The sequence below is a fragment of the Pseudomonas sp. Wu6 genome, from assembly GCF_019891515.1.
Classification (GTDB): Bacteria; Pseudomonadota; Gammaproteobacteria; order Pseudomonadales; family Pseudomonadaceae; genus Aquipseudomonas; species Aquipseudomonas orientalis_A.
In genome coordinates, this window is the sequence record NZ_JAFLXH010000030.1 from 56,003 (window position 1) to 82,957 (window position 26,955).

General features: G+C 60.2%; 25 protein-coding genes. 14 read left to right on the top strand and 11 right to left on the bottom strand.

The features are described from left to right. Positions 1-115: 115 nt before the first annotated feature. From folK to dksA, 7 genes are all read right to left on the bottom strand, one after another. Positions 116-598 carry a 2-amino-4-hydroxy-6-hydroxymethyldihydropteridine diphosphokinase gene (folK, locus tag J1G34_RS19780; protein WP_122561500.1) on the bottom strand — a complete coding sequence of 161 codons (483 nt, stop codon included), beginning with the start codon at positions 596-598 and terminating at the stop codon, positions 116-118. Between the two features lie 2 nt (positions 599-600). Further along, complete coding sequence (locus tag J1G34_RS19785; protein WP_122461919.1) at positions 601-2,004, bottom strand: polynucleotide adenylyltransferase PcnB; 1,404 nt, start codon at positions 2,002-2,004, stop codon at positions 601-603. 707 nt (positions 2,005-2,711) lie between these two features. Further along, the gene (locus J1G34_RS19790; protein ID WP_222994524.1) at positions 2,712-4,142 is read right to left on the bottom strand and encodes a sigma-54-dependent transcriptional regulator; all 1,431 of its coding nucleotides are present in this window, start codon (positions 4,140-4,142) and stop codon (positions 2,712-2,714) included. 22 nt (positions 4,143-4,164) lie between these two features. Further along, on the bottom strand, positions 4,165-7,119 hold the full coding sequence (locus J1G34_RS19795) for a sensor histidine kinase (protein WP_162303221.1): 2,955 nt from the start codon (positions 7,117-7,119) through the stop codon (positions 4,165-4,167). Next, the gene (locus tag J1G34_RS19800; RefSeq protein WP_003176118.1) at positions 7,103-7,279 is read right to left on the bottom strand and encodes a hypothetical protein; all 177 of its coding nucleotides are present in this window, start codon (positions 7,277-7,279) and stop codon (positions 7,103-7,105) included. Before J1G34_RS19800 ends, J1G34_RS19795 begins: the two co-directional genes overlap by 17 nt. A 62-nt stretch (positions 7,280-7,341) precedes the next feature. After that, positions 7,342-8,229, bottom strand: coding sequence for a tRNA glutamyl-Q(34) synthetase GluQRS (gene gluQRS / locus J1G34_RS19805; protein ID WP_065892278.1), 888 nt, complete (start codon positions 8,227-8,229; stop codon positions 7,342-7,344). Positions 8,230-8,313: 84 nt separating this feature from the next. Further along, complete coding sequence (gene dksA / locus J1G34_RS19810) at positions 8,314-8,745, bottom strand: RNA polymerase-binding protein DksA (protein ID WP_065883968.1); 432 nt, start codon at positions 8,743-8,745, stop codon at positions 8,314-8,316. A 319-nt stretch (positions 8,746-9,064) separates the two neighbouring features. Between dksA and J1G34_RS19815 the strand changes: the two genes are divergently transcribed. Continuing rightward, positions 9,065-10,237, top strand: a complete 1,173-nt coding sequence (locus tag J1G34_RS19815) for a pyridoxal phosphate-dependent aminotransferase (RefSeq protein WP_065937300.1) — start codon at positions 9,065-9,067, stop codon at positions 10,235-10,237. Next, the gene (sfsA, locus tag J1G34_RS19820) at positions 10,237-10,950 is read left to right on the top strand and encodes a DNA/RNA nuclease SfsA (protein ID WP_122561502.1); all 714 of its coding nucleotides are present in this window, start codon (positions 10,237-10,239) and stop codon (positions 10,948-10,950) included. The genes J1G34_RS19815 and sfsA overlap by 1 nt, the downstream gene beginning before the upstream one ends. Here sfsA and J1G34_RS19825 read toward each other — a convergent pair. Next, the gene (locus tag J1G34_RS19825) at positions 10,947-11,264 is read right to left on the bottom strand and encodes a Rieske (2Fe-2S) protein (protein WP_065883972.1); all 318 of its coding nucleotides are present in this window, start codon (positions 11,262-11,264) and stop codon (positions 10,947-10,949) included. The genes sfsA and J1G34_RS19825 overlap by 4 nt on opposite strands. A gap of 154 nt (positions 11,265-11,418) precedes the next feature. Here J1G34_RS19825 and J1G34_RS19830 point away from each other — a divergent pair, with 154 nt between their 5' ends. Genes J1G34_RS19830 through J1G34_RS19840 form a run of 3 tightly spaced genes read left to right on the top strand, consistent with a single transcriptional unit; the run spans position 11,419 to position 14,098 of the window. After that, the gene (locus J1G34_RS19830; protein WP_222994525.1) at positions 11,419-12,297 is read left to right on the top strand and encodes a heme/hemin ABC transporter substrate-binding protein; all 879 of its coding nucleotides are present in this window, start codon (positions 11,419-11,421) and stop codon (positions 12,295-12,297) included. Positions 12,298-12,347: 50 nt separating this feature from the next. Next, on the top strand, positions 12,348-13,331 hold the full coding sequence (locus J1G34_RS19835) for a FecCD family ABC transporter permease (RefSeq protein WP_170876042.1): 984 nt from the start codon (positions 12,348-12,350) through the stop codon (positions 13,329-13,331). Continuing rightward, a complete protein-coding gene (locus J1G34_RS19840) occupies positions 13,331-14,098 on the top strand; it encodes a heme ABC transporter ATP-binding protein (RefSeq protein ID WP_065937297.1) in 768 nt (255 codons plus the stop codon). Before J1G34_RS19835 ends, J1G34_RS19840 begins: the two co-directional genes overlap by 1 nt. A gap of 215 nt (positions 14,099-14,313) precedes the next feature. Here the strand turns inward: J1G34_RS19840 and J1G34_RS19845 are convergent, their stop codons facing one another. From J1G34_RS19845 to J1G34_RS19855, 3 genes are all read right to left on the bottom strand, one after another. Next, positions 14,314-14,586: a TfoX/Sxy family protein gene (locus J1G34_RS19845; protein WP_065883985.1), complete on the bottom strand. Its 273-nt coding sequence runs from the start codon at positions 14,584-14,586 to the stop codon at positions 14,314-14,316. A 197-nt stretch (positions 14,587-14,783) separates the two neighbouring features. Beyond that, positions 14,784-15,128: a pentapeptide repeat-containing protein gene (locus J1G34_RS19850; RefSeq protein ID WP_065883988.1), complete on the bottom strand. Its 345-nt coding sequence runs from the start codon at positions 15,126-15,128 to the stop codon at positions 14,784-14,786. A 91-nt stretch (positions 15,129-15,219) separates the two neighbouring features. After that, positions 15,220-16,776: a bifunctional aminoglycoside phosphotransferase/ATP-binding protein gene (locus J1G34_RS19855; protein ID WP_065883992.1), complete on the bottom strand. Its 1,557-nt coding sequence runs from the start codon at positions 16,774-16,776 to the stop codon at positions 15,220-15,222. Positions 16,777-16,894: 118 nt separating this feature from the next. Here J1G34_RS19855 and mrcB point away from each other — a divergent pair, with 118 nt between their 5' ends. From mrcB to msrQ, 9 genes are all read left to right on the top strand, one after another. Continuing rightward, complete coding sequence (mrcB, locus tag J1G34_RS19860; RefSeq protein WP_065892291.1) at positions 16,895-19,219, top strand: penicillin-binding protein 1B; 2,325 nt, start codon at positions 16,895-16,897, stop codon at positions 19,217-19,219. A 16-nt stretch (positions 19,220-19,235) separates the two neighbouring features. After that, positions 19,236-19,970 (top strand): tetratricopeptide repeat protein, encoded by a 735-nt coding sequence (locus J1G34_RS19865; protein ID WP_222994526.1) that lies wholly within the window; start codon positions 19,236-19,238, stop codon positions 19,968-19,970. Continuing rightward, complete coding sequence (locus J1G34_RS19870) at positions 19,970-20,299, top strand: YqcC family protein (RefSeq protein ID WP_065897570.1); 330 nt, start codon at positions 19,970-19,972, stop codon at positions 20,297-20,299. Before J1G34_RS19865 ends, J1G34_RS19870 begins: the two co-directional genes overlap by 1 nt. A gap of 431 nt (positions 20,300-20,730) precedes the next feature. Further along, positions 20,731-22,455, top strand: coding sequence for an acetolactate synthase 3 large subunit (locus J1G34_RS19875; protein WP_065884006.1), 1,725 nt, complete (start codon positions 20,731-20,733; stop codon positions 22,453-22,455). Positions 22,456-22,457: 2 nt separating this feature from the next. After that, a complete protein-coding gene (ilvN, locus tag J1G34_RS19880) occupies positions 22,458-22,949 on the top strand; it encodes an acetolactate synthase small subunit (protein WP_003176102.1) in 492 nt (163 codons plus the stop codon). A 46-nt stretch (positions 22,950-22,995) separates the two neighbouring features. After that, entirely contained in the window at positions 22,996-24,012 is a 1,017-nt protein-coding gene (gene ilvC, locus J1G34_RS19885; RefSeq protein WP_003176099.1) for a ketol-acid reductoisomerase, read from the top strand. Positions 24,013-24,158: 146 nt separating this feature from the next. Then, complete coding sequence (gene pssA, locus J1G34_RS19890) at positions 24,159-25,016, top strand: CDP-diacylglycerol--serine O-phosphatidyltransferase (protein WP_065883999.1); 858 nt, start codon at positions 24,159-24,161, stop codon at positions 25,014-25,016. Positions 25,017-25,079: 63 nt separating this feature from the next. Next, positions 25,080-26,093, top strand: a complete 1,014-nt coding sequence (msrP, locus tag J1G34_RS19895; RefSeq protein WP_065897569.1) for a protein-methionine-sulfoxide reductase catalytic subunit MsrP — start codon at positions 25,080-25,082, stop codon at positions 26,091-26,093. Beyond that, positions 26,093-26,713 (top strand): protein-methionine-sulfoxide reductase heme-binding subunit MsrQ, encoded by a 621-nt coding sequence (gene msrQ / locus J1G34_RS19900; RefSeq protein WP_222994527.1) that lies wholly within the window; start codon positions 26,093-26,095, stop codon positions 26,711-26,713. The genes msrP and msrQ overlap by 1 nt, the downstream gene beginning before the upstream one ends. The last annotated feature ends 242 nt before the right edge of the window (positions 26,714-26,955 follow it).

Sequence of the window (26,955 nt, forward strand, 5' to 3'; positions counted from 1 at the left end):
ACCGCTGTTACTGACGCGATTGTAGGAGCGAGCTTGCTCGCGAAGAACGCTTAGGCGCCGCGTTTAATCAGGCTGTGCGCGTTATCGTTGACGATGTTCGCGAGCAAGCTCGCTCCTACAGAGGTAAGCGTTCCAGGCCGACAAACGGGCAGTCCGCCAGTAAGTCGCGCAGGGTTGGGCCATCAGGTAATGACAGGTTCGCAGGTGCCAGTTCGGCCAGCGGATAAAGCACAAACGCCCGCAGGTGCATCTGGTAATGCGGCACCTTGAGGCGCGGCTCGTCGATCAGGCGGTCACCGAACAGCAGGATATCCAGGTCCAGCGTGCGTGGGCCCCAACGCTCAAGGCGTTCGCGACCCTGGTCGTTTTCGATGGTTTGCAGCGCATCGAGCAGGTCGAGTGGCGCAAGGTCGCTGTCCAGGGCCGCCACCGCATTGGTATAGCGCGGTTGGCCCGGGAGCAGGGAGTCACTTTGATAGAAGGCGGATACACCGGCGAGGGTGGTGCCGGACAACTGCGCCAAGGCGTCGATAGCGCTGCGCAATTGCTGTTGCGGGGCAGCCAGGTTGCTGCCCATGCCGATGTAGATACGTTCCACGTTTATTCGCCTGTTGCGCCTGAGGCATCGGCGGCGCTGCGTTTGCGCTTGCTGGAGCTGCGGCGGCGCTTTTTCGGCCCTTCGCCGGTGCTGTCGCCTTTGCTGCCGAGTTCACGAATCATCTCGCGGCGCTGGCTGTCATTGGCGTCCTGGTAGTCGGTCCACCATTCACCCAGGCCGTCGGTCTGCTCGCCGGCGCTTTCGCGCAGCAACAGGAAGTCGTAGCCGGCGCGAAAGCGTGGGTTGTCCAGCAACAGGTCGGCGCGTTTGCCGCTGCGGCGCGGCAGGCGCTCCTGCATGTCCCAGATCTCGCGGATCGGCAAGGTGAAGCGCTTCGGAATGGCGATGCGCTGGCACTGTTCGCTGATCAACTCGTGGGCGGCTTCCTGCATGGCAGGGATCGGTGGCATGCCGCGGTCCTGCAAGCGCAGTACACGCTTGGGCAGGGCCGGCCACAACAGCGCGGCAAACAGGAAGGCCGGGGTGACCGGCTTGTTCTGTTTGATGCGCAAGTCGGTATTGATCAAGGCTTCGCTGATCAGGGTGTGGGTGTACGTCGGGTTGTGCTCCAGGGCCTCGGCGCTGGCCGGGAACAGCGGATCGAACAGTTGCAGGTCGACGAGCATTTCAAAGGTGTCGGCCGCATAGCCCGAGAGGAACAGCTTGAGCACTTCTTCAAACAGGCGTGCCGACGGAATCTCCCGCAGCATCGGTGCCAGTTCGCGAATCGGTGCGGCCGTGTGTTTCTCGATGCCGAAGTTCAGCTTGGCGGCGAACCGCACCGCACGCAGCATGCGCACCGGGTCTTCCTGGTAGCGCTGCGTCGGCTCGCCGATCAGGCGGATCAGGTTGTTGCGGATGTCGTGTACGCCGTTGGCGTAATCGAGGATGCGCTCGCTGACCGGATCGTAATACAGGGCATTGATGGTGAAGTCGCGGCGTTGCGCGTCTTCTTCCAGGGTGCCGTAGACATTGTCGCGCAGGATGCGTCCGCTCTCGTTGCGGGAAGACTGATTGGTGTCTTCCTCTTCATCGTTTTGCGGATGGCCGGCGCGGAACGTCGCGACCTCGATGATTTCGCGACCGAAGTGGATATGCACCAGCTTGAAGCGGCGCCCGATGATCCGCGCATTGCGGAACTCGGCACGCACCTGTTCAGGCGTGGCGCTGGTGGCGACGTCGAAATCCTTCGGCGTGATATTGAGCAGCATGTCGCGTACGCAACCGCCCACCAGGTAGGCCTGGTAGCCGGCGTTCTGCAAACGTTCGACGATGTTCACTGCGTAACGGCTGAATTGAGCGCGCTGCAATGAATGCTGATTGCTGTTAAGCACTTCAGGCGTGCTGCGAATGTGTTGCGTACGACGCAAGGGGGAACGGAATGACTGGAACAACTTCTTCAGCATGGGATGCACTGTTTGAAGGAATGTTCGGCCATAACGAAGAATGACCGCATGATGGGCCGGGATTCTAGCATTTAGTCAGGGGATGGTGTAGGAACAAGCTGCGGGCGTTGCGCCAAAAGCGTTTGAGGGGCAATCCAGGGGCAATCTGTCGGAAACTACAAGGGGAGCCGAAGCTCCCCCAGAAGTAGTTGCGTGCTCTATTTTTATTATTGGTTTCGGGCTTCTTGTTTTTGTTGATCGCCCTCGTCATGAAGCTTCACCTTCATGACACTCCCAATCGGGAGCAAGAGCAAACGGATTGCTTTGGTCGCTGTGTTGCTGATCTACGATCCAACCAGTTCAGGCTCTGCCTTAGGGCAGTTTTTGTTGTTCTCGGCCTGGTTGCGGGGCAAGCCCCAAATGCAACGCCTCTCCAAAAGAATCAGTTAGCTGCGCCTCCGCCGTGTTGTTTTTGTTATGCGTGAGTCGATTCGTCTTATTTTTATTGTCTTGTACAAAGCTTGTTATTGTTTTTGTACTAAGCATATAGCAGGGTGCGTGCCAACTTTAGCGTTGCCCAGCAAAACCGGGGGTTTGAGGCAGATTCGGGTTTTTGATGGAGCAAAAAAAGCCGGGGCTTCGTTACCGTAAGCCCCGGCTTTTGTTACGCGAAATATCCGCGGTAACAGTTTTTTCACATCTGCACGTGTTACCTGTGGCGCGGCCCCTCAACTTTCGCTGGCGACGCCGGTCTTGCGCCGTGGAATGCCCAGGCGCTGGCGACGTTCCCACAGGCACTTGCGGCTCACGCCCAGCTTGCGTGCCAGTTCGGTCTCGGTCATGTGGTCCTGGTGCTCGAGGACGAAGTGCTGGAAATAGTCTTTCAGGGACAAATCTTCCGTCGGCTCGTGGCTGGTATTGCTGCCCGCGCCCTGTTGCGGCGCCAGGCCGATGAAGTCGTCGTCGTCCAGATCGCTGAGTTCGATATCGATGCCCAGCAGCTCGGCGGATATTTCCGGGCTTTCCGACAGGATGACCGCACGCTCGACGGCGTTTTCCAGTTCGCGCACGTTGCCCGGCCATGAGTAATGCCGGATCACCTGCTCCGCATCGGGCGCAAATTTCAGGTCGGTGCGGTTGATGCGCGCGCTCTGGCGCAGCAGGAACGCCTGGGCGATTTCGTTGACGTCGGCGCCGCGCTCACGCAGTGCCGGCAGCTTGAGCGCAATCACGTGCAAGCGGTAATACAAGTCTTCGCGAAATTGGCCGATCTTGGCCAGGCTCTTGAGGTCACGGTGCGTCGCGGCGATCAGGCGTACATCGACCTTTTGCGATTGCACCGACCCGACCCGGCGAATCTCGCCTTCCTGCAACACGCGCAGCAAGCGTGCCTGTGCTTCCAGGGGCAGTTCGCCGATCTCGTCGAGGAACAGCGTGCCGCCGTCGGCCGCTTCGACCAGGCCCGCGCGCCCGGCGCTGGCACCGGTGAACGCGCCTTTTTCGTGGCCGAACAATTCGGACTCGATCAAGGATTCGGGGATTGCCGCGCAGTTCACCGAAATCATCGGAGCCTTGGCTCGCTTGGACAGGTTATGCAGGGCGCGGGCCACCAGTTCCTTGCCGGTGCCCGACTCACCCTGGATCAATACATTGGAGTCGGTCGGCGCGACCTTGCGGATCTTACTGTAAAGGTCCTGCATGGGCGGGCAGGAACCAATGATGCCGATCTCGCCGTTGCTGTTGTCGACGCCCGGTTTGTCGGCAGCCTTGCCTGCCGGACGTTGTTCGACCGGCGCACTGCCGGCCGACTGACGGTCACGCAGGATGCGGGCCACTGCCTGAAGCATCTCGTCGTGGTCAAAAGGCTTGGCGATGTAGTCCACCGCGCCCATCTTCATCGAGTCCACCGCCGAGCGCAGGCTGGCGTAGCTGGTCATGATCAGCACCGGCGTGCCCTGGCCCAGCTTGATCAATTCGGTACCCGGTGCGCCCGGCAGGCGCAGGTCGCTGACGATCAGGTCGAACGTGGGAATGCTGAACCGCTCCTGGGCTTCCTGCACCGAGCCGGCTTCGCTGACCTGGTACTGATTACGTTCAAGCAGGCGACGCAAGGCAGAGCGGATAATGGTTTCGTCTTCGACGATCAAAATGTGCGGCATTGATTCAATTCTCTCGACGGTCTCAGTTCACAGCGGACGTCGCTTCGACATGACGCGGCAAGGTCACCCGAATACGGGTGCCGCGTTGGCTTTCGGTGTCAGCCGGGCTGTCGATGGTGATTTGTCCATAATGCTCTTCAACGATGGAATAGACCAGTGCAAGGCCCAGACCGGTACCTTCACCCGGGTCCTTGGTGGTGAAGAAAGGTTCGAACAATCGGTCCATGATGTTCTGTGGAATGCCGCTGCCTTCGTCTTCCACGATCAGGTCGACCGTGTGCTCGAAAGCCTCGCTCTTGACGCGTACCGCACTGTGCGGCGGGGAGGCGTCGCGGGCGTTGGACAGCAGGTTGATCAGGACCTGGGCCAGGCGTTGCGAGTCGCCATCGACCCAATGGTCCGGATCGCACAAGTTAAAGAACTGTACTTCGAAATTGCGCCGGTTCAAGGCCAGCAGCCCAATGGCGTCCTGCGCCACTTCGGCCAGGCACACCGCTTCGTCCTGATTCTGGTGGGCGCCGGAGTGGGCAAAGCTCATCAGTGACTGCACGATGCGCGACACGCGCTTGGTCTGCTCAAGGATCTGCCCGCTGATCTCGGTGATTTCACCGTCCTCCTCGCGTTCTTCGCGCAGGTTCTGCGCCAGGCAGGCGATGCCGGTGATCGGGTTGCCGATCTCGTGAGCCACGCCGGCGGCCAGGCGACCGATGCTGGCCAGGCGCTCGGAGTGCACCAGCTTGTCTTCGAGCATCTGCGTGTCGGTGAGGTCTTCGACCAGTAACACCAGGCCGCTGTTACCGGGGGCCAGGGGCTCGTCAATGGCGGCCTTGTGCAAGTTCAGCCAGCGGGTCTGGCCGTCGAGCGCCAGGTGCTGTTTGTGCAAATGCTCGTCGGGCAGGTTGATAAAACCCTGCAACAATTCTTTCCAGGGATCGCCCAGGGTATTGAGGCGAGAGCCGACCACGCGTTGCGCGGCGATACCGGTGAGCTCTTCCATGGCCTTGTTCCACATCAGGATTTCCTGGTCCTTGGCCAGGGAACACACGCCCATCGGCAGTTCCTGCAGGGTCTGGCGGTGATAACGGCGCAGGGCATCGAGCTCGGCGGCCAGGCCGGTGAGGCGCGAGTGGTAGTCCTCGAGCCGGCTTTCGATGAAGTGGATGTCTTCGGTCACGTAGTTCTCGCCGCCCGCCTTGTAGGGCAGGAAGGTTTCCACCATGTCCTGGGACACGCTGGGGCCCATCAACCCCGACAGGTTGGCTTCGATACGGTCACGCAAACGCCGCAGGGCATAGGGGCGGCGCTCGTCGAACGGCAGGTACAAATCGCGCAAGGCCTGCTCGACTTCCTTTTGCGCGGCCTTGGCGCCGAGTGGCTTGGCCAGTTGCGTGGCGAATTCCTGGGGCGAGGCCGCATGCAGCTCGCGGCGTTGCGGGCGGCGCACGTTGTCCACCGCGCAGGCTTCGGCGGCGCTGATTTCTTCGGGGCTGGCATTGGTGAACAGCGAGATCAGCGTGAACATCAGCACGTTGGCGGCCAACGAGGCGATTGCGGCCATGTGCCAGCTGGTGTCGTCCAGCACGTAAATCATGTTCAGCAAGGGGATATAGAACCCCTGCAGGTTGCCGACCAGCGGTAGCAGCATGGTGACCAGCCACACCAGGATGCCCGCCAGCAACCCGGCGATGAAGCCTCGGCGGTTGGCGGTGGGCCAGTACAGCACCGACAGCACGCCCGGCAGGAACTGCAAGGTGGCGACAAAGGCCACGATGCCGAGGTTGGCCAGGTCCTGTCCGGCGCCCAGCAGCAGGTAAAAGGCGTAGCCGGCCATGATGATCGCGACGATCAGCGCGCGACGCGTCCACTTCAACCAGCGGTAGATATTGCCTTCGGCCGGTGGCTGGTACAGCGGCAGCACCAGGTGGTTAAGCGCCATGCCGGAGAGGGCCAGCGTGGTGACAATGATCAGGCCGCTGGCCGCGGACAAACCGCCGACGTACGCCAGCAGCGCCAGGGCCGGGCTGTTGGCCGCGATACCGATGCCGAGGGTGAAATACTCGGGGTTGGTGGTGGCCCCCAGTTTCAGGCCGGCCCAGAGGATCAGCGGCACCGCCAGGCTCATCAACAGCAGGAACAGGGGCAACCCCCAGCTGGCGCTGACCAGCGAGCGTGGATTGAGGTTCTCGGTGAAGGTCATGTGGTACATGTGCGGCATCACGATCGCCGACGCGAAGAACACCAGCAGCAGCGTTCGCCACGGGCCTTCCTGCAGCGGCGTGTGCAACGCGGCAAGGGCGGTCTGGTTTTGCAGCAACCACAATTCCAACTGTTGCGGGCCGTCGAACACGCCGTAAAGCGCGTAAAGGCCGACACCGCCGATGGCAATCAATTTGATGACCGACTCGAAGGCAATCGCGAACACCAGGCCCTGGTGTTTTTCGCGGGTGGCGATATGGCGTGAGCCAAAGAAAATCGTGAACAGGCTGATCAAGGCGCAGAAGGCCAGGGCAACACGATGTTGCACGGGCTCGCGGGTCAGGATGCTGATGGAGTCGGCCACCGCCTGGATCTGCAGGGCCAGCAACGGCAGCACGCCGATCAACATGAAGATCGTGGTGAGCGCGCCGGCCCAGGTGCTGCGAAAGCGAAAGGCAAACAGGTCCGCCAGGGAGGACAACTGGTAGGTACGGGTGATTTTCAGGATCGGGTACAGCAGCACCGGTGCCAGCAGGAACGCACCGGACACCCCGAGGTAGCTGGAAAGGAACCCGTAGCCGTATTGATAGGCCAGGCCTACCGTACCGTAGAACGCCCAGGCGCTGGCGTACACGCCCAGGGACAAGGTGTAGGTCAACGGATGGCGAATGATCGCCCGCGGAATCATTCCGCGCTCACTGATCCAGGCGACGCCGAACAACGCCGCCAGGTAGGCGGCGCTGATCAGCAGCATCTGGGTGAGGCTAAAGCTCATCGGCATCTTTTTGGCTCTGCAGGATGAAAGTCACGACGATCAGGATCAGCCACAGCAGATAAGGCCGGTACCAGGCGCCCGTGGCGTCGATCCACCAGTCCATGATGGCGGGGGAAAACAGGTAGATCCCGACGACCAGCAGCAGGACCAATCGATAGATGTACATGTTGGCCTCTGATTAAAAAACTGCGGCGATGGTAACGGATGCCCGGCAAGCTGCAAGCGCCTTCAGCGCAATTGCGCCTCGGCCAGCGTGAGTGTGCGCGGGATCAGTGTGGCATCCCACTGCTGGATGCCCCAATCCAGCAATTCCCTGGGGCTCGCGTAAAGCAGTTCATCGCCGGCCGGCTGACCGAGGGCGCGCAGTGCTCTGAGCAGCAACGGCGCGGCCTGGTCTGCGGTCAGCGGTGGCGAACGGTACGACTTGCCCAGTTTGTTACCGTCCGGCTGGACGATCAGCGGCACATGCAGGTAGCGCGGCTGGCGCAGGCCGAGCAGTTCCTGCAGGTAAAGCTGGCGCGGCGTGGAGTCGAGCAGGTCGGCGCCGCGCACGATGTCGGTAACGCCTTGCCAGGCGTCATCCAGGACCACGGCCAATTGATAGGCGTACAGGCCGTCGCGGCGGCGGATGATGAAGTCGCCCGCATCGCGCCCCAGGTGCTGTCGGAATGGGCCCTGTACCCGGTCGGTAAAATGATATTCAAGCTCGGGTACGCGCAGACGGATAGCGGCATCTTGCTGGTCGTGGCCGGCGTTGCGGCAAAGTCCGGGGTAAATCCCGTTGTAGGGCTCCAGCTGTTTGCGCGAGCAGGTGCAGGCGTAGGCCAGGCCGTGGTTGAACAAATCGTTCAGTACCTTGGCGTAGGCCTCGTGCCGCTCGCTTTGCCGGAGCAGTTCGCCGTCCCACTCAAAGCCGTAGCGCTCAAGGGCATGCAGGATTGCCGCCTGGGCGCCGGGTTCTTCCCGGGGCGGATCGAGGTCTTCCATGCGCATCAGCCAGCGCCCCTGGTTGGCGCGGGCGTCGAGGTAGGAGGCGAGGGCGGCGACCAGGGAGCCGAAGTGCAAATGGCCGCTGGGCGTGGGGGCGAAACGCCCGATGTAGGTAGAGGCAGTCATGGGCCGGATACTACTGGAAAATCGGTAAACGCCAGACACAAAAATGGGGCGTTCGCACGCCCCATTCCTTCAGCTCGGCAGGTATTACTTGCCGACCTGTTTTTCCTTGATTTCGGCCAAGGTCTTGCAGTCTACACAGAGGTCCGCGGTCGGGCGGGCTTCCAGGCGACGAATACCAATCTCGACGCCGCAGGATTCGCACCAGCCGTATTCTTCGTCTTTGATCAGTTGCAGGGTCTTGTCGATCTTCTTGATCAACTTGCGCTCGCGATCACGGGCGCGCAGTTCGAGGGCGAACTCTTCTTCCTGGCTCGCACGGTCGGCCGGGTCAGGGAAGTTGGCTGCTTCGTCCTTCATGTGGTCAACGGTACGGTCAACCTCCTGCATCAAGTCCTGTTTCCACTTGTTCAGGATCTTGGTGAAGTGCAAGCGCATGGGCTCGCCCATGTACTCCTCACCTTTCTTCTCTACGTAAGGTTCGAAGCCGCTGATGCTTTGCTTTTCTTGGGTGGACATGAATAGACCGCCTCTCACTCTTCTAATCCATTGCGCAGGATTGCAACGTCACCGACACCTGCCGGCCCTGCGGCTGCAAGCGGGCGAACTTACCAGATAGATTCGGGGTGCGCCACTCCCGGTTGTCGAGCCTGTCGCGCCGGGGTTGCAAACTGCAGGGCCCCGTCGTGGCTGGGTATGTCTTGTCTCGAATGTTGATTTTAGTCGTTTTGCCGGCGCTTGCCCGTACCGTCAAGTCGGTAGGGCAGGCAATAGAGCATGTTTTAACGCCAGGGTTCGGTAGAATCCGGATTTTGTCCTCACCGTCTAAGGAAGGCTAATGGCTCAGCCCTACAGTGCGCGCAGTCGCGCCATCGAACCTTTTCATGTCATGGCGTTACTGGCGCGGGCCAATGAGCTGCAATCAGCCGGCCGCGACGTGATCCATCTGGAAATCGGCGAGCCGGACTTCACCACCGCCGAACCGATTATCCAGGCTGGCCAGGCGGCCCTGGCCAACGGCAAGACGCGCTACACCGCCGCCCGTGGGCTGCCCGAGTTGCGTGACGCGATCAGCGGTTTCTACCAGCAGCGCTATGGGTTGAACATTGATCCGCAGCGCATTCTGATCACGCCCGGTGGCTCCGGCGCGTTGTTACTCGCCACCAGCCTGCTGGTGGATCCGGGCAAGCACTGGCTGTTGGCGGATCCAGGCTACCCCTGCAACCGGCATTTTTTGCGCCTGGTGGAGGGCGCGGCGCAGTTGGTGCCGGTGGGGCCACAGGTGCGTTACCAATTGACCGCCGACCTGGTGGCCGAACACTGGAACCAGGACAGCGTGGGCGCGCTGGTTGCCTCCCCGGCCAATCCTACCGGGACCATGCTGACTCGGGACGAACTGGCCGGGCTGTCGAGTGCCGTCAAGGCGCGTGACGGCCACTTGGTGGTGGACGAGATCTATCACGGCCTCACCTATGGCGCAGACGCCGCGAGCGTGCTGGAAGTCGATGACGATGCTTTTGTCCTGAATAGTTTTTCGAAGTATTTCGGCATGACCGGCTGGCGCCTGGGCTGGCTGGTGGCGCCCCCTGAAGCAGTGGGTGAATTGGAGAAGCTGGCGCAGAACCTCTACATCAGTGCGCCGAGCATGGCCCAGCATGCGGCCCTGGCCTGTTTCAGCGCGCAAACCCTGAGCATTCTGGAAGAGCGTCGCGCCGAATTCGGCCGACGTCGTGACTTCCTGCTGCCGGCTCTGCGCGAGTTGGGCTTCAGGATCGCGGTGGAACCGGAAGGAGCGTTCTATCTTTATGCCGATATCAGCGCGTTCGGCGGTGATGCCTTCGCGTTCTGCCGGCATTTCCTGGAAACAGAATATGTGGCCTTTACCCCCGGGCTGGATTTCGGGCGTTATCAGGCGGGTCATCATGTGCGCTTTGCCTACACGCAAAACCTTGATCGACTACAAGAAGCGGTGGAGCGGATTGCCCGTGGCCTGCGGAGCTGGCAAGGCTGATGCGTTTTCATCCTCCCCTCGAAGAAGGGCGGCTGATCCGCCGCTACAAGCGCTTTCTCACCGATATCGAGACGCTTACCGGCGAGTTGCTCACCATCCACTGCCCGAACACCGGTTCGATGCTCAACTGCATGGTCGAAGGTGGCCAGGTCTGGTTCAGCCGTTCCGCCGACCCCAAGCGCAAGTTGCCAGGCACCTGGGAAATCGCCGAAACGCCCCAGGGTCGGCTGGCATGCGTGAATACGGCACGCGCCAATCAGTTGGTCGAGGAAGCACTGCGCGCCGGCGTCATCACTGAGCTCAACGGTTTCACTGCGTTGAAGCGAGAAGTGCCCTACGGTCAGGAAAAGAGCCGGATCGATTTTCGCCTGGAATACCCCCAGGGGGCCGCGTTTGTCGAGGTTAAAAGTGTCACCTTGGGCTTTGATGGCAGCTCAGTGGCGGCATTCCCTGATGCGGTGACCCAGCGCGGCGCCAAGCACTTGCGGGAGCTGGCTTACCTGGCGCGTGAAGGTGTGCGGGCGGTGCAGTTGTATTGCGTCAATCTCTCGGGGATCGATGCGGTGCGCCCGGCGGTGGAAATTGATGCGGGTTACGCCGCTGCGTTGCGTGAAGCCAAGGCGGCGGGGGTCGAGGTGCTGGCGTACGGTGTGCGGGTCACGCCTGAAGAGATTTACGTCGAGCGGCCGTTGAAGGTGCTGTTGGGTGACTAGAGTTCCACCCACAAGCCCTGTTCGTCTTCGCGGCCGGGCAGGGCGGTGAGGCTTTGGCCTGCGCAGGGGCCGGCGATGCACTCGCCGCTTTCGATCAGGAACAGCGCCCCGTGGGTGGCGCATTGAATCAGGCTGGCACTTGAATCGAGGAAGCGGTGCGGTTGCCATTCCAGCGGGATGCCGCGGTGGGGACAGCGGTTGATATAGAAGTAGGCAACCCCATCGCGCCGCACGGCCAACAGTTTGCGCCCGTCGATATCAAAGCCGAGGCTGCTGTCGGGCGCAAGTGCTTCGGAGGGGCAGAGAAACTTCATTTCATTCCTTAAGTGCCTTGACGTTCAAATGCAAACAATTATCAAATGCCGTTTCGCCCGTCAGCTGGTCGGGTGCTCATTACGATGCCGGGCAGGCTGTATCTGTCACATTGATGAGTGCATGAGCGGCTCTGCCTTGAAAGGAAACCCTGTTATGCGCCTGAGTGCCAGCGTTATTGCGCTTGTTGCCGGATTGCTGGTCAGCCAAGCGGTCCAAGCCTCGGAGCTGCCGCAACGCTGGGTCAGCGCCGGTGGCGCGTTATCGGAGTGGGTGACGGCATTGGGGGGCGAGTCGAAACTGGTCGGCGTGGACACGACAAGCCAGCATCCGGCGTCACTCAAGGCATTGCCAAGTATCGGTTATCAGCGCCAATTGTCGGCCGAAGGCATTCTCAGTCTGCGCCCGCAACTGCTGGTGGGTACCGAGGAAATGGGGCCACCACCGGTGCTGGCGCAAATCCGCAGCGCCGGGGTGCAGGTAGAAATGTTCTCGGCACAGCCGGATTTGGCCAGCCTGAAAACCAACCTGGCGCATTTGGGTAAGCTGCTGGACAGCGAGGCCAGGGCCAGCCAATTGTTCAGCGGCTATGAGCAGTCTCTGGACCGACAGAAAGCCTGGGTGGCCAAGGCCCAGGTGACGCAAAAAGCACCGGGCGTGTTGCTGTTGCTCGGGCACGCCGGCGGCAAGCCGTTGATCGCCGGTCAGGACACCGCCGCTGACTGGATAGTGCAGCAGGCCGGCGGCCGTAACCTGGCGACTCACAATGGTTACAAACTGTTCTCGGTGGAGTCGCTGGCCGGGTTGAGTCCCGATGTGCTGGTATTTGCTGATCGGGCACTCAGCGGTGAAGCGGCCCGTGTGGCGTTGTTCAAGGAAAATCCTATCCTCGCGTCCACGCCAGCGGCCAAGAGCGGCCGGGTGATTGAGTTGGACCCGACACTGCTGGTGGGCGGGCTCGGGCCACGCTTGCCGCAGAGCCTGGCGCAGTTGTCGGCCGGGTTTTACCCGTCCAGCGCGCAACCCGCCCCATGACGACATTGGTTAAACCGAAAACGCTGTTTATCGGGCTGGCGCTGTTGTCTCTGGTGGCGATCTGGCTCTCATTGGCCCTGGGCCCGGTCAGCCTGCCGTTGTTCGACACACTCAGGGCCGCATTGCGATTGATGGGGATGCCGATCAATGCCCAGGGGCTCGAACAGGCCGAGTTGATCCTGGGGCAGATTCGTTTGCCGCGCACGTTACTGGGCCTGGCCGTCGGGGGCGTGCTTGCATTGTCGGGCGTGGCGATGCAGGGGTTGTTTCGCAACCCGCTGGCTGATCCTGGCTTGGTGGGTGTGTCCAGTGGCGCGGCATTGGGGGCTGCGGTAGCCATTGTCGCAGGCTCGTTTTTTGGCGGGCTGCCGGACGCGGTCGGGCCGTATCTATTATCGATCTGCGCGTTTCTGGGCGGCCTGGGCGTCACCGCGCTGGTGTATCGATTGGGACGGCGCAACGGCCAGACCAACGTCGCGACGATGCTGCTTGCCGGCATTGCGCTGACGGCGCTCGCCGGTTCGACGGTGGGGCTGTTTACCTACCTGGCGGACGACGCCACCTTGCGTACCCTGACATTCTGGAACCTGGGCAGCCTCAACGGTGCCAGTTATTCGCGATTATGGCCGTTGCTGCTGGTCAGTGCGGGCGTGGCGCTGTGGCTGCCGCGCCGAGCGAAGGCCTTGAATGCGCTGTTGCTGGGTGAGTCCGAGGCCAGTCATCTGGGTATCGATGTTGAAAAGCTCAAGCGTGAACTGGTGTTCTGTACGGCGTTGGGCGTCGGCGCAGCGGTGGCTGCGGCGGGCATGATCGGCTTTGTCGGATTGGTGGTGCCGCATCTGGTGCGGTTGCTGGCAGGCCCGGATCACCGGGTGTTGCTGCCGGCTTCGGTGCTGGCGGGCGCGAGTTTGCTGCTGTTTGCCGATCTGGTGGCGCGCCTGGCGTTGGCGCCGGCGGAATTGCCGATCGGTATCGTCACCGCGTTTATCGGCGCGCCTTTTTTTCTCTATTTATTGTTGCGGGGGCGCGCCTGATGCTGCGGGTGGAAGCGTTGCACATCCGTCGCGCAGGCAAGACCGTGTTGGCGGATGTGACCCTGGACCTGCTGCCGGGCCAAGTGCTGGGCGTATTGGGCCCCAACGGTGCGGGTAAAAGCACCTTGTTGAGTGCGCTGTGCGGTGAATTGTTGCCTGATCAGGGCAAAGTCTGGCTGGGTGCGCAGGAATTGAAGCGTTTGAGCGGCGCGCAACGCGCTCAACGCCTGGCAGTGCTGCCCCAGACCTCCACCCTGGATTTCGCTTTCCGTGTCGAGGAAGTGGTAGGCATGGGACGTTTGCCCCATCAGACCGGTCGCGTACGTGATGAGGAGATTATCCGCGCGGCGCTGCATGCGGCAGATGCAGGGCACCTGAGCGGTCGCAGTTACCTGGCCTTGTCGGGCGGGGAGCGTCAGCGGGTGCACCTGGCCCGAGTATTGGCGCAATTATGGCCGGGCGAGGCGGGGCAGACGTTGTTGCTGGATGAGCCGACATCGATGCTCGATCCGTTGCATCAGCATACGACCTTGCAGGCCGTCCGCAGCTTTGCCGACCGTGGCGCGGCGGTGCTGGTGATCCTGCATGACCTGAACCTGGCCGCGCGTTACTGTGATCGTATCCTGCTGCTGGCGGGTGGGCGCCCGCATGCCCTGGACACGCCGGCACAGGTGCTGCGGCCCGAGCCGCTCAAGGCGGTGTTTGGCCTGGATGTGTTGGTGCAGTCGCATCCGGAACGTGGTCATCCGTTGATCATCGCGCGCTGAGCACAGGGTTTTCCAGGCAAAAAAAGACCCGGCAAGAGCCGGGTCAAATAACCGTGATTAGCCTGATGAGGAGATAATCTGAGAGTCCGAACCAATGGTCTTTCAGTTATCGGCTGATCTCGCGACCAGTTGTGATAATCATAACGATTCTCATTTGAGAGTCAACAGTTGTTTTATCCATTCCCGTATTTTTCTCCAACTGCCCTTCCGCAGACCTAAATTTTCTTGCGCGTCGAGAGCGCATCGAACTGACGGTTCAGCGCTTCTTTGCGTTCTGCGGGAATGTCGTTCCAATGCACATCCATCAATGCGCCTTCAATGGCATACAGCAGGACTTTCGATGCTCGGAACCCGCGAGTGCGCACGGCGCGGTAAGCATCGACCGCCCCCAGGCGGCGTAAGTCGGATGCGCTGTGGATGCCCACCGCATGCAGCCATTGCGCCGACGTCTTGCCAAGATTTTTCAGGTGCTGCAGCTCATCGTTCATCAAGCCTCCTTGCGACGGCCGAAGGGTGCGGTGGGTATCGTGACCAGGCAAGCCTGAAAATGAGTGTAGCGCTCAGTAGGAAAAGTGTGATTTTTTGCTCGGGAACGGCTCAAAAGCTTATAAGAACTCCGCCATATCTCAGGCAGGGTAAAGCGCCCGGCACGCCTGTCGCGCGGCCGGGAGCCGAAGTCTTGAGGTTATTTGGTGCGGTAACGCAGGCGTGTGCCGAAATTGACCGACATCAGGATCTCGTCAGCCGTCAGGTCGGAGGAGAAGTAAGTGCCGGAAATCTGCGCGTGGGCCAGGCTGGCGCCTTCCAGTGAACACTCACGTAAATCCAGCCCGCGCAGGTCGGCGGAGCGGAAGTAGGCGTCGGTGAAGTCGATACCTGCGGTGTTCAGTTCGCGCAGGTCCAACCCTCGGAAGTCGCCGCCACGCATGTCGATAACCCCGTCACCGGGGCGTTCCTGATTGAAGCCGCGGATGTCGTCCTTGTGCAGGAGCGCGTAGAGCGGGGTATCAAGAAGCTTGGGATGACTCATGACGGCGACTCCTGTTGGTATTATGGCGCCATTATAGTGCCACTATCGCAGAGTCGTGCGCCAACGTGGCGACACGACCAGGAAATATTTCTTACAGGCCGGGCAAGCGCTGACGAATATGCGCAACCAACGCATCGAGGGTCCCGCTTTCGTTGGTCTCGACGCGCTTGCTCAACAGCAGCTCCTGCGCTGTCAGCGGGTCACGATTGGCTTGCTGCTGTTCGATAACCACCAACGTTGCGTCGGACGGATCGTTTTTATCTGCCTGACGTTGTGCCAGCCAACTGGCGATGACGGCCTGGGGCGCATTGCAATCCAGAATCAGGAACGGAGCCCCGGTGGCTTCGGCAACCCGGGCCGCCGCGTCGCGTTGTTCGCGTTTGAGGAAGGTGGCATCCAGCACCACCGGGAAACCGGCGCGAAGCACGGTGTCGGCAATTTCGTTCAGCCGCGTGTACGTTGCAGCACTGGCGTCATGGTTATAGATGCCGGCCTGCGGTGTATTTTCCACAGGCTGCTCGCCAAACAGGCGCTTGCGCTCCACGTCCGAGCGCAGGCGAACAGCGCCTAATGCCTCGACCAAGCGCAGGGCGACATGGCTTTTGCCCACGGCCGAAACACCATGGGTGATTGCCAGGAAGCGCGAGGGAATCGTGCTGTAGCTTTCAGCCAGATTGGCGTAGTTGCGGTACTGGCGCAGGGTGGTGGCGCGTTGTACCGGGTCGGCTTCGCTCGGCATGCTGAACAGCGCAACTTTGGCCCGGACCAGAGCACGATACGCCTTGTAGAAATTGAGCAGCTCCAGGCCCTGATAATCCCCGGTCAGCTCCAGGTACTGGCTGATGAATCGTCGCGCCAGGCATTTGAGGCCACGGTCTTCCAGGTCCATCGCCAGGAACGCGGTGTCGGCGTACACGTCGGTAAAGCGGAACGGCTCGTTGAACTCGATGCAGTCGAAGATCACCACATGGCCGTCGATCAGCGTGGCGTTGCCCAGGTGAATGTCACCATGGCATTCGCGGGTGAATCCATTGAGCTTGCGCTGTTGCAGCAGCGGCTTGAGGCGTTCGAAGCTGCTTTCGGCCCAGGCTTGCAGGGCTTCCAGTTGAGTCAGGTCGGCCTTGTCACTGAGGAATGGGCGGATCTGTTCGAAGTTCTGGCGTACCGGTGCCATCACTTCATCCGGGGTGCCGGCGGGGTGTTCCTGTGGGACTTTGGGGGCGTTGATGTGGAAGTGCGCAATCTGCCTGGCCATTTCGTCGATGTGCGCGCTGGTGAGTTCGCCGTTGGCTTGCAAGGTGCTCAGCATCTGGCTCTGCGGGAACTGGCGCATTTTCAGCGCGTATTCGATGACCGGGCCGTCGCCAGCCAGTTGCGGTGCGTCGGCAGTGCCGGTAATTGGCAACACTTCAAGATACAAATCTTCGGTCAGGCGCTGGTTGAGGCGCAGTTCTTCGTTGCAGAAGTGGCCGCGTTTTTCCAGATCGGTGAAGTCCAGGAACCCGAAGTTCATCGGTTTCTTCAGTTTATAAGCGTAAGGACCGGTCAGGATTACCCAGGAAATATGGGTTTCAATAACGTGAAATGCTTCCACCGGATGCGGGTACAACGCCGGGTTTTGCAGGGCTGCGATCAGGGACTGGCTCACGGGCGATCCTTCAAAGTCTGGGAGAAATCATGGCAGGCATTATGGCCGCTACGGGCGGTCGTGCAAACCGCTGTCCGGCTCATGTTGATCATCAATAAAGTGCGTATAATCCGCCGCCATGACTCGAACCCGATCTCCCCGTTCCCGTAAAAAACCTCCTTCGCGCAGCCTGCGCCCGTGGCTGGGCTGGGCGCTCAAGCTCGGCCTGGTTGGCCTTGTGGCGCTCGCCGGCGTTGCGGTGTATCTCGACGCCGTGGTCCAGGAGAAGTTCTCCGGCAAGCGCTGGACCATCCCGGCCAAGGTGTATGCACGCCCGCTGGAATTGTTCGCCGGCCAGAAACTGAGCAAGGACGACTTTCTCACCGAACTCGATGCGCTGGGCTATCGACGCGAGCCCGTGAGCAACGGCCCGGGCGCGGCGGCGGTCAGCGGCAATACCGTCGACCTGAACACCCGTGGCTTCCAGTTCTACGAAGGCCTGGAAAAAGCCCAGCCGGTACGCGTGCGCTTTTCCGGCGATTACGTGGCCGAGCTGTCGTCGCTCAACGGCGCCAAGCTGCCGGTGGTGCGTCTTGAACCGCTGATGATTGGCGGCATCTACCCGAAGAACCTTGAAGACCGCATCCTGATCAAGCTCGATCAGGCGCCTCCGTATCTGCTGGAAACCCTGGTCGCTGTCGAAGACCGCGACTTCTATAGTCACTGGGGCGTTTCGCCGAAGTCGATTGCCCGCGCGGTTTGGGTCAATACCTCCGGCGGCAGGATGACCCAGGGCGGCAGTACGCTCACCCAGCAGTTGGTGAAGAACTTCTACCTGACCAACGAGCGCAGCCTGACGCGCAAACTCACCGAAGCCATGATGGCCATGCTCCTGGAGTTGCATTACAGCAAGCAGGAAATCCTCGAGGCCTACCTCAACGAAGTCTTCGTCGGCCAGGACGGTCAGCGCGCGGTGCATGGTTTCGGCCTGGCCAGCCAGTTTTTCTTCGGGCAACCGCTGTCCGAATTGAAATTGCATCAGGTGGCCTTGCTGGTGGGGATGGTGAAGGGGCCGTCCTATTACAACCCGCGGCGCAACCCGGAGCGTGCGCTTGAGCGCCGTAACCTGGTGCTCGATGTTCTGGAACAGCAGGGCGTTGCCACTGCCGAACAGGTCGCTGCGGCGAAGAAAATGCCGCTGGGCGTCACCACCCGCGGCAAGCTGGCGGACAGCTCGTTCCCCGGCTTTATCGACCTGGTCAAACGTCAGTTGCGCGAAGACTACCGCGACGAAGACTTGACCGAAGAAGGCCTACGCATCTTCACCAGCTTTGACCCTATTCTGCAGATGAAGGCCGAGGCGTCGGTCAATGACACCTTCAAACGCCTGACCGGCCGTAAAGGCTCTGATGAAGTCGAGGCTGCCATGGTCGTGACCAACCCGGAAACCGGTGAAGTCCAGGCCATGATCGGCAGCCGCCAGGCCAGTTTCGCCGGTTTCAACCGTGCCCTGGATGCCGTGCGGCCGATCGGTTCGCTGGTCAAGCCGGCGGTTTACCTGACCGCCCTGGAAAAGCCGAGCAAGTACACCCTCACCAGTTGGCTGTCGGACGATCCGCTGTCGATCAAAGGCGCCGATGGTCAGGTGTGGACGCCGAAGAACTTCGACCGCCGCTCGCACGGCACCGTGTTTCTGTACCAGGGGCTGGCGCATTCCTACAATATCTCGACGTCGCGCCTGGGGCTCGAAGTCGGTGTGCCGAATGTGCTGAAGACGCTGGCGCGATTGGGCATCGAACGGGAGTTCCCGGCGTTCCCGTCAATGCTGCTGGGGGCGGCAGCCATGAGTCCGATGGAAGTGGCCACCATGTACCAGACCCTGGCCAACGGTGGATTCAATACCCCGATGCGCGGTATTCGCAGTGTGCTGACCGCCGAGGGCGAGCCGCTCAAGCGCTACCCGTTCCAGATCCAGCAGCGTTTCGACGCGGGCTCCATCTACCTGATCCAGAACGCCATGCAGCGCGTGATGCGTGAAGGTACCGGGCGCTCGGTCTATAGCGTGCTGCCGTCGAACCTGACGCTGGCGGGCAAGACCGGCACCAGTAACGACTCGCGCGACAGTTGGTTCGCAGGTTTCGGCCAGGACGTACTGGCCGTGGTGTGGCTGGGCCGTGACGACAATGGCAAGACGCCGTTCACCGGTGCGACCGGTGCGCTGCAGGTCTGGACCAGCTTCATGCGTAAAGCTGACCCGTTGCCGCTCAACATGCCGCAGCCTGACAATATCGTGCAGGCCTGGATTGATCCGCACACAGGTCAGGGTTCCGACGCCAACTGCCCGGGGGCGGTGCAGATGCCGTATATTCGCGGCAGCGAGCCACCACCCGGTGCCGCCTGCGGGGGCAGTGCCCCGGCTGATGCGGAGTCGGTGATGGATTGGGTCAAGGGCTGGATGAATTAAGCAAAGAGGGTTTCAAGTGAACAAGTTGTGGATTCCAGCGATTACAGTTCTGGCTTTGCTCGGCGGTTGCTCCAGCGTGCAACGCGGCTCTATTCCGGTGGTGGACGCGAGTACGGGCGTCTCCAATAGCGAGCGGATTTCGGCCAAGGGCGGGTTTCGTCAAACCGTGACCAACCGTCCGGCACAGGCCAAGCCGCAGGCAATGCCGCAGGACTCGGGCGTGGTGGTGATGGTGCCTGGCAGTGGTGCTGCTACCGCAGCCCCGATCAGCGCCGAACCCTGGACCCCGGGGCCAAGCACTTCGGGTCCGGTCGATGCCACGCCGATCCAGACCGCGCCGGTCAACCAGGGCACGTACAACGTGCCGTCGACGCCGAGCGGCATTCCTTCGTCATCCAGTGCGGGCGGCCTGTCCGCTGACGAGCAACTCGATGGCCCGGTATTAGCGCTGCTCACCACCGCCCAGCAACAGCAGGCCGGTGGCGACCTCAATGGCGCTTCGTCGAGTCTGGAGCGTGCCCAGCGCGTTGCGCCTCGCGAACCGCAAGTGCTCTATCGCCTGGCCCAGGTGCGCATGGCCCAGGGTGATGCACCGCAAGCCGAGCAGTTCGCTCGCCGTGGTTTGAGCATGGCCAACGGTCGTCCGGACCTGCAAGCCAGCCTGTGGGCGTTGATCGGCGACGCGCGTGCCGCCCAGGGTGACGCCGCCGGCGCTGCCCAGGCTCGGGCGAAAGCCAAGGTCAATCTCTGATGGATGAACGTTTTCCGGCGATTGCCGAACAGTTGTTGCTGATCGAGCGAGAGCTGCGCGTGCAGGGCTGGTGGGACGAGGTGTCCCCCAGCGCCGAAGCGCTCGGCAGCGCCGAGCCGTTTTCGGTCGATACATTGGATTTCCACCAGTGGCTGCAATGGATTTTCCTGGTCCGTATGAAGCAGATCCTCGAACAGGACCTGCCTTTGCCCAATGCTTCCGGGATTCTGGAGATGGCCGAGATGGTCTACGCCGACCGTCCTCGGGAGAGCCTTGGCTTGCGCAATGCGCTGAAAAAGTTCGACCAATTGATCGCTGACGCTCGTTAATTGCCTGACTGCCGGTTTTTCCGGCAGTCTTGCGCATATTTCTACCGCTTGACGACATTCAGGCGAGTTTTATCCCTCCTCAAAGCCCTTTCTCCTACGTTCTCATGCGCTTAGTTGGAAAAAAGCGCAATTATTGCTTGACTTGAAGGGCCTGAAACAGAAGAATCCAAAGTCCGCTGTATCGGGACTGCCAGAAGCAGGCCCGCTCAGCAGATCATGAGGCGCACATCCGCGCCGACCTGTAACACCCGCAACGCGTTACCTCGCGCTGGGTGGGAAAAGCCCGCAACACTTGGGACGATCCCAATACTTGCTCAGTCAGTGCTGACGTAGTCGGCGACCACCGTCGCTCATGCTCTGTTGAGAAGTAAACCTATTAAGACCCGTCGGTTTTCAACGGACGGTATTCTGGCGTTTTAGAGGTGAACAACGTGGAGCTTTTATCTGGCGGTGAGATGCTCGTCCGCTTTTTGCGTGACGAAGGCGTCGACTATATCTACGGGTACCCAGGTGGTGCTCTGCTGCATGTCTACGACGCACTGTTCAAGGAACCGGCTGTTACCCACATCCTGGTTCGTCACGAACAGGCCGCGACCCATATGGCTGACGGTTACGCCCGTGCCACCGGTAAAGCCGGCGTGGTACTGGTAACGTCCGGCCCAGGCGCAACCAATGCCATAACCGGCATCGCGACTGCCTATATGGACTCCATTCCGATGGTGATCATTTCCGGCCAGGTCGCCAGCACCATGGTCGGCACCGACGCGTTCCAGGAAACCGACATGATCGGTATCTCCCGGCCGATCGTGAAACACAGTTTCATGATCAAGCACGCGTCGGAAATTCCGGAAGTCATGAAAAAGGCGTTCTACCTCGCACAATCCGGTCGCCCGGGTCCTGTCGTGGTGGATATTCCCAAGGACATGACCAACCCGGCCGAGAAATTCGAATACATCTTCCCGAAGAAAGCCAAGCTGCGCTCCTACAGTCCGGCCGTGCGCGGGCACTCGGGGCAAATCCGCAAGGCGGCCGAAATGCTCCTGGCGGCCAAGCGCCCGGTGCTGTACTCCGGTGGTGGCGTGATTCTGGGGGGCGGTTCCGCACCGCTGACCGAATTGGCCAAGCTGCTTAACCTGCCGGTGACCAATACTTTGATGGGCCTCGGCGCATTCCCGGGTTCGGACCGTCAGTTCGTCGGCATGCTCGGCATGCACGGCAGCTACACCGCCAACCTGACCATGCACCACGCCGATGTGATCCTGGCCGTGGGCGCACGTTTCGATGACCGCGTGATCAACGGCGCGAGCAAGTTTTGCCCGAATGCCAAGATCATCCATATCGACATCGACCCGGCGTCCATTTCCAAGACCATCAAGGCGGACGTGCCGATCGTGGGTCCTGTTGAAAGCGTCTTGACTGAAATGGTCGCTGCGCTCAAGGACATCGGCGAAACGCCGAACAAGGAATCCGTTGCCAGCTGGTGGAAGCAGATCGACGAATGGCGCGGCGACCGCGGCCTGTTCCCTTACGACAAGGGCGACGGCAGCATCATCAAGCCTCAAACCGTGATCGAGACCCTGTGCGAAGTGACCAAGGGCGATGCCTTTGTGACCTCCGACGTGGGCCAGCACCAGATGTTCGCCGCGCAGTACTACACATTCGACAAGCCTAACCGTTGGATCAACTCCGGTGGCCTGGGCACGATGGGCTTCGGTTTCCCTGCGGCCATGGGTGTAAAACTGAGCTTTCCGGAGGCTGACGTTGCCTGTGTCACCGGTGAAGGCAGTATCCAGATGAACATCCAGGAACTGTCGACGTGCCTGCAGTACGGTCTTCCCGTGAAGATCGTCTGCCTGAACAACGGCGTGCTGGGCATGGTTCGTCAGTGGCAGGACATGAGCTACGGCAGCCGTCACTCCCATTCCTACATGGAATCGTTGCCCGATTTCGTCAAATTGGTTGAAGCCTATGGCCACGTCGGCATGCGCATCACCGATTTGAAAGATCTGAAGCCGAAGATGGAAGAGGCGTTCGCCATGAAGGATCGCCTGGTGTTCATCGATATTCAGGTGGATACCAGCGAGCACGTCTACCCGATGCAGATCAAAGACGGCTCTATGCGCGACATGTGGCTGAACAAGACGGAGCGTACTTAATCATGCGGCACATTATCTCCCTGCTTCTGGAGAACGAACCCGGCGCTCTGTCCCGTGTTGTCGGCCTGTTTTCGCAACGCAACTACAACATCGAAAGCCTGACCGTGGCCCCAACCGAAGACCCGACCCTGTCGCGCCTGACGTTGACCACCGTGGGCCACGATGAGGTGATCGAACAGATCACCAAGAACCTCAACAAGCTGATCGAAGTGGTCAAGCTGGTCGACCTGTCGGAAAGTGCCCACATCGAGCGCGAGCTGATGTTGGTCAAGGTCAAGGCCACGGGCGCCCAGCGTGCCGAGATCAAGCGCACTACCGATATTTATCGCGGGCAGATCGTCGATGTGAGCGCCAGCGTTTATACCGTTCAACTGACCGGTACAAGCGACAAGCTGGACAGCTTCATCCAGTCGATCGGGACGGCCTCGATTCTGGAAACCGTACGCAGTGGTGTCACCGGGATTGCCCGTGGCGACAAAGTACTCAGCATCTAACCCAATTAGCGAATGGCCTTACGGCCTGGATATATAGAGGAACCTCATGAAAGTTTATTACGATAAAGATTGTGACCTGTCGATCATCCAGGGCAAGAAAGTCGCCATCATCGGTTACGGCTCCCAGGGCCATGCTCAAGCGTGCAACCTGAAAGATTCCGGCGTTGACGTGACCGTTGGCCTGCGCAAAGGCTCGGCTACCGTTGCCAAGGCTGAAGCCCATGGCCTGAAAGTGACTGACGTGGCTTCCGCTGTTGCGGCCGCCGACCTGGTCATGATCCTGACCCCGGACGAATTCCAGTCCGCGCTGTACAAGAATGAAATCGAGCCGAACATCAAGAAGGGCGCCACCCTGGCCTTCTCCCACGGCTTCGCGATCCACTACAACCAGGTTGTGCCGCGCGCTGACCTCGACGTGATCATGATCGCGCCAAAGGCTCCAGGCCACACCGTACGTTCCGAGTTCGTCAAGGGCGGCGGTATTCCTGACCTGATCGCGATCTACCAGGATGCTTCGGGCAACGCCAAGAACGTTGCGCTGTCCTACGCGGCCGGTGTTGGCGGCGGTCGTACCGGCATCATCGAAACCACTTTCAAGGACGAGACCGAAACCGACCTGTTCGGCGAACAAGCCGTACTGTGTGGCGGTACCGTTGAACTGGTGAAAGCCGGTTTCGAAACCCTGGTTGAAGCGGGCTACGCGCCGGAAATGGCCTACTTCGAATGCCTGCACGAACTTAAGCTGATCGTTGACCTCATGTACGAAGGCGGTATCGCCAACATGAACTACTCGATCTCCAACAACGCCGAATACGGCGAGTACGTGACCGGCCCGGAAGTGATCAACGCCGAATCCCGTCAGGCCATGCGCAACGCCCTGAAACGTATTCAGGACGGCGAATACGCCAAAATGTTCATCAGCGAAGGCGCCACCGGCTACCCTTCGATGACCGCCAAGCGTCGTAACAACGCCGCCCACGGTATCGAAGTCATCGGCGAGCAACTGCGCTCCATGATGCCGTGGATCGGTGCCAACAAGATCGTCGACAAAGCCAAGAACTAAGTCGTACGTATCAAGGGAAAACGCGGCTTAGGCCGCGTTTTTTCGTTTGGGTAAGCGGGTTCTGGTATAAAGCTGCATCGTTTGCGGGCGAACACTCGCCGCAAGTATCTGTCGAATTTTTTTCACACCGTTGCAAGGTAAAGTCCATGAGCGAACGTCCCGAAGAGCCAAACCAGGCTTCCGACGCCGAAAGCATGCTGCCGATCGATGAACATGTCGAAGAAGGGCATGACGCGGAAGGCCGCAAGGTCCGGCATCGTGGCATCTATCTGCTGCCCAACCTGTTTACGACGGCGAACCTGTTTGCCGGCTTTTACTCCATCATCAACTCGATGAGCGCCCAGAGCGCGTTGGCGGCAGGTGATGCCGTGAGTGCCAGCAAGTACTTCGGTTTTGCTGCCATCGCCATTTTCGTCGCCATGGTGCTTGATGGCCTGGATGGTCGTGTGGCGCGCATGACCAATACCCAAAGCGCCTTCGGTGCCGAGTACGACTCTTTGTCGGACATGGTCGCCTTCGGAGTTGCCCCTGCGTTGCTGGCGTTTGCCTGGGCGCTGGGTGATATGGGCAAGGTCGGCTGGATGGTTGCCTTCATCTATGTTGCAGGTGCGGCGTTGCGTCTTGCGCGCTTCAACACTCAGGTAGGTACTGCCGACAAGCGTTACTTCATTGGCCTGGCCAGTCCTGCTGCCGCGGGCGTGGTGGCGGGTATCGTCTGGGCGTTCAGTGATTACGGCATTCAGGGTTCGAAGATGTCGTTCCTGGTAGCGCTGATGGTTGCTGCGGCCGGCATGTTGATGGTCAGCAACATCAAGTACAACAGCTTCAAGGAGCTGGACCTCAAGGGGCGTGTACCTTTCGTAGCGATTCTTGTTGTGGTGCTGGTGTTTGCGGTGGTGTTCAGCGATCCGCCGCGCATTCTATTGTTGGCCTTCCTGGTCTACGCCGCTTCTGGGCCGGTCCAGTACCTGCTGCATCTTCGTCGGGACAAAACATTGCCTTAATGTAATTTCCCCCATACTCCGCAGTCTATTGGTGCACCTGTCCTCCAATGCTGCGGAGTTGCCATGTTAATCAAATTGCCCAAAGCGTCCGATTGCCACGAATCGGATGTCACCCCTGAATCCTTCTATCTCTCTCGCCGCAGCTTGCTCGGTGGCGCGCTCGCCGGTATTGCCGCCAGCAGCTTGCCTCGTTGGGCCAGTGCAGAGGAGGCCGCACGCTATGCCGACGTCGAGCCGGGCAGGGCGCCTGACTGGTTTGCGCAAAAGCTCCCCGGCACCAAGTGGCAGGCAGTGACCGTCAAGGACGAGGCCATCACGCCGTTCAAGGACGCAACCCACTACAACAACTTCTATGAATTTGGCACGGACAAGGGCGACCCGGCGGCAAATGCCGGTTCACTCAAGACCGAACCGTGGAGCGTTGTGATTGATGGTGAGGTGGCCAAGCCTGGGCGCTACGCACTTGAAGACTTCATGAAGCCTTACCAGTTGGAAGAGCGCATCTATCGTCTGCGGTGCGTTGAGGCGTGGTCGATGGTTATTCCCTGGATCGGCTTCCCCATTTCCGCCTTGCTCAAGCAGGTTGAGCCCACCTCCAAAGCGAAGTTCATCCGCTTTGAAACGCTGCAGGATCCGAAGAGCATGCCGGGTCAGCGCTCCAGTTTCGGCTTGATCGACTGGCCTTATATAGAAGGGCTGCGCCTGGACGAGGCGATGAATCCATTGGCGATCCTTGCCGTTGGTATGTATGGGCGAGAGTTGCCTAACCAGAACGGTGCACCGTTGCGGTTGGTCGTGCCTTGGAAATACGGCTTCAAGAGTGTGAAGTCGATTGTGCGCATCAGCCTTGTCAGCGAACAGCCGAAAACGACCTGGCAGAGTATTGCCGCCGATGAGTATGGCTTCTATGCGAACGTGAACCCGACGGTCGACCATCCGCGCTGGACCCAGGCGCGGGAACGTCGTTTGCCGAGCGGTCTTTTCAGCCCGAACGTGCGCGAGACCCAGATGTTCAATGGCTACTCCGATGAGGTCGCCTCTTTATATACGGGCCTCGACCTGCGGAAGAACTATTGATGCGCTATCCGCTCTGGCGCATTGGCGTTTTTATAGCGGTCGCGGTATGGCCGTTGTTCTGGCTATATGAAGCCTGGAGTTTTGCCCTCGGGCCCGACCCTGGGAAGGTGCTGGTGGATCGCCTCGGCTTGGGCACCTTGATTCTGTTGCTGATCACGCTTGGCATGACTCCGCTTCAGAAACTGAGCGGTTGGGCGGGGTGGATTGCGGTACGCCGGCAATTGGGGTTGTGGTGCTTTGTCTATGTGACGCTGCATTTGGCAGCCTATTGCGTGTTTGTCCTCGGGCTTGACTGGTCGCAGTTGGGCGTGGAATTGCGTAAGCGCCCGTACATCATTGTCGGCACGTTGGGGTTTGTGGGCTTGCTGGTTTTGGCTGCGACCTCCAATCGTTACAGTCAGCGACGGTTGGGGAGCCGCTGGAAGAAACTGCACCGTTTGGTCTATGTGATTCTCGGACTTGGTTTGCTGCATATGCTCTGGATAGTTCGGGCTGATTTGAAGGAGTGGGCTGTCTACGCGTCCATTGGTGCGCTGCTTCTTCTATTGCGGGTGCCACCGGTGATGCGCCGAATCCCCCGCCTTATTGCTAAAAAACCGTCTTCTGCAACAAAACTGTAATTAGCCCTTGACGGCAGATTCTGTGCGCCTATAATTCGCCCCACTTCCGGCGCAGTCGAAACGGAAAACTCCTTGGTAAACAAAGAGTTAAGTAGTTTTCGACAGCAGGCCGCTTCAGTTCATCGAAGCCAAAAAGGAAGTTGAAAAAGAGGTGTTGACAGCAGCGTGTAACGCTGTAGAATTCGCCTCCCGCTTACGAGAGATCGCAAGCGCAAGTGGTTGAAGTTGTTGAAGAAATCTTC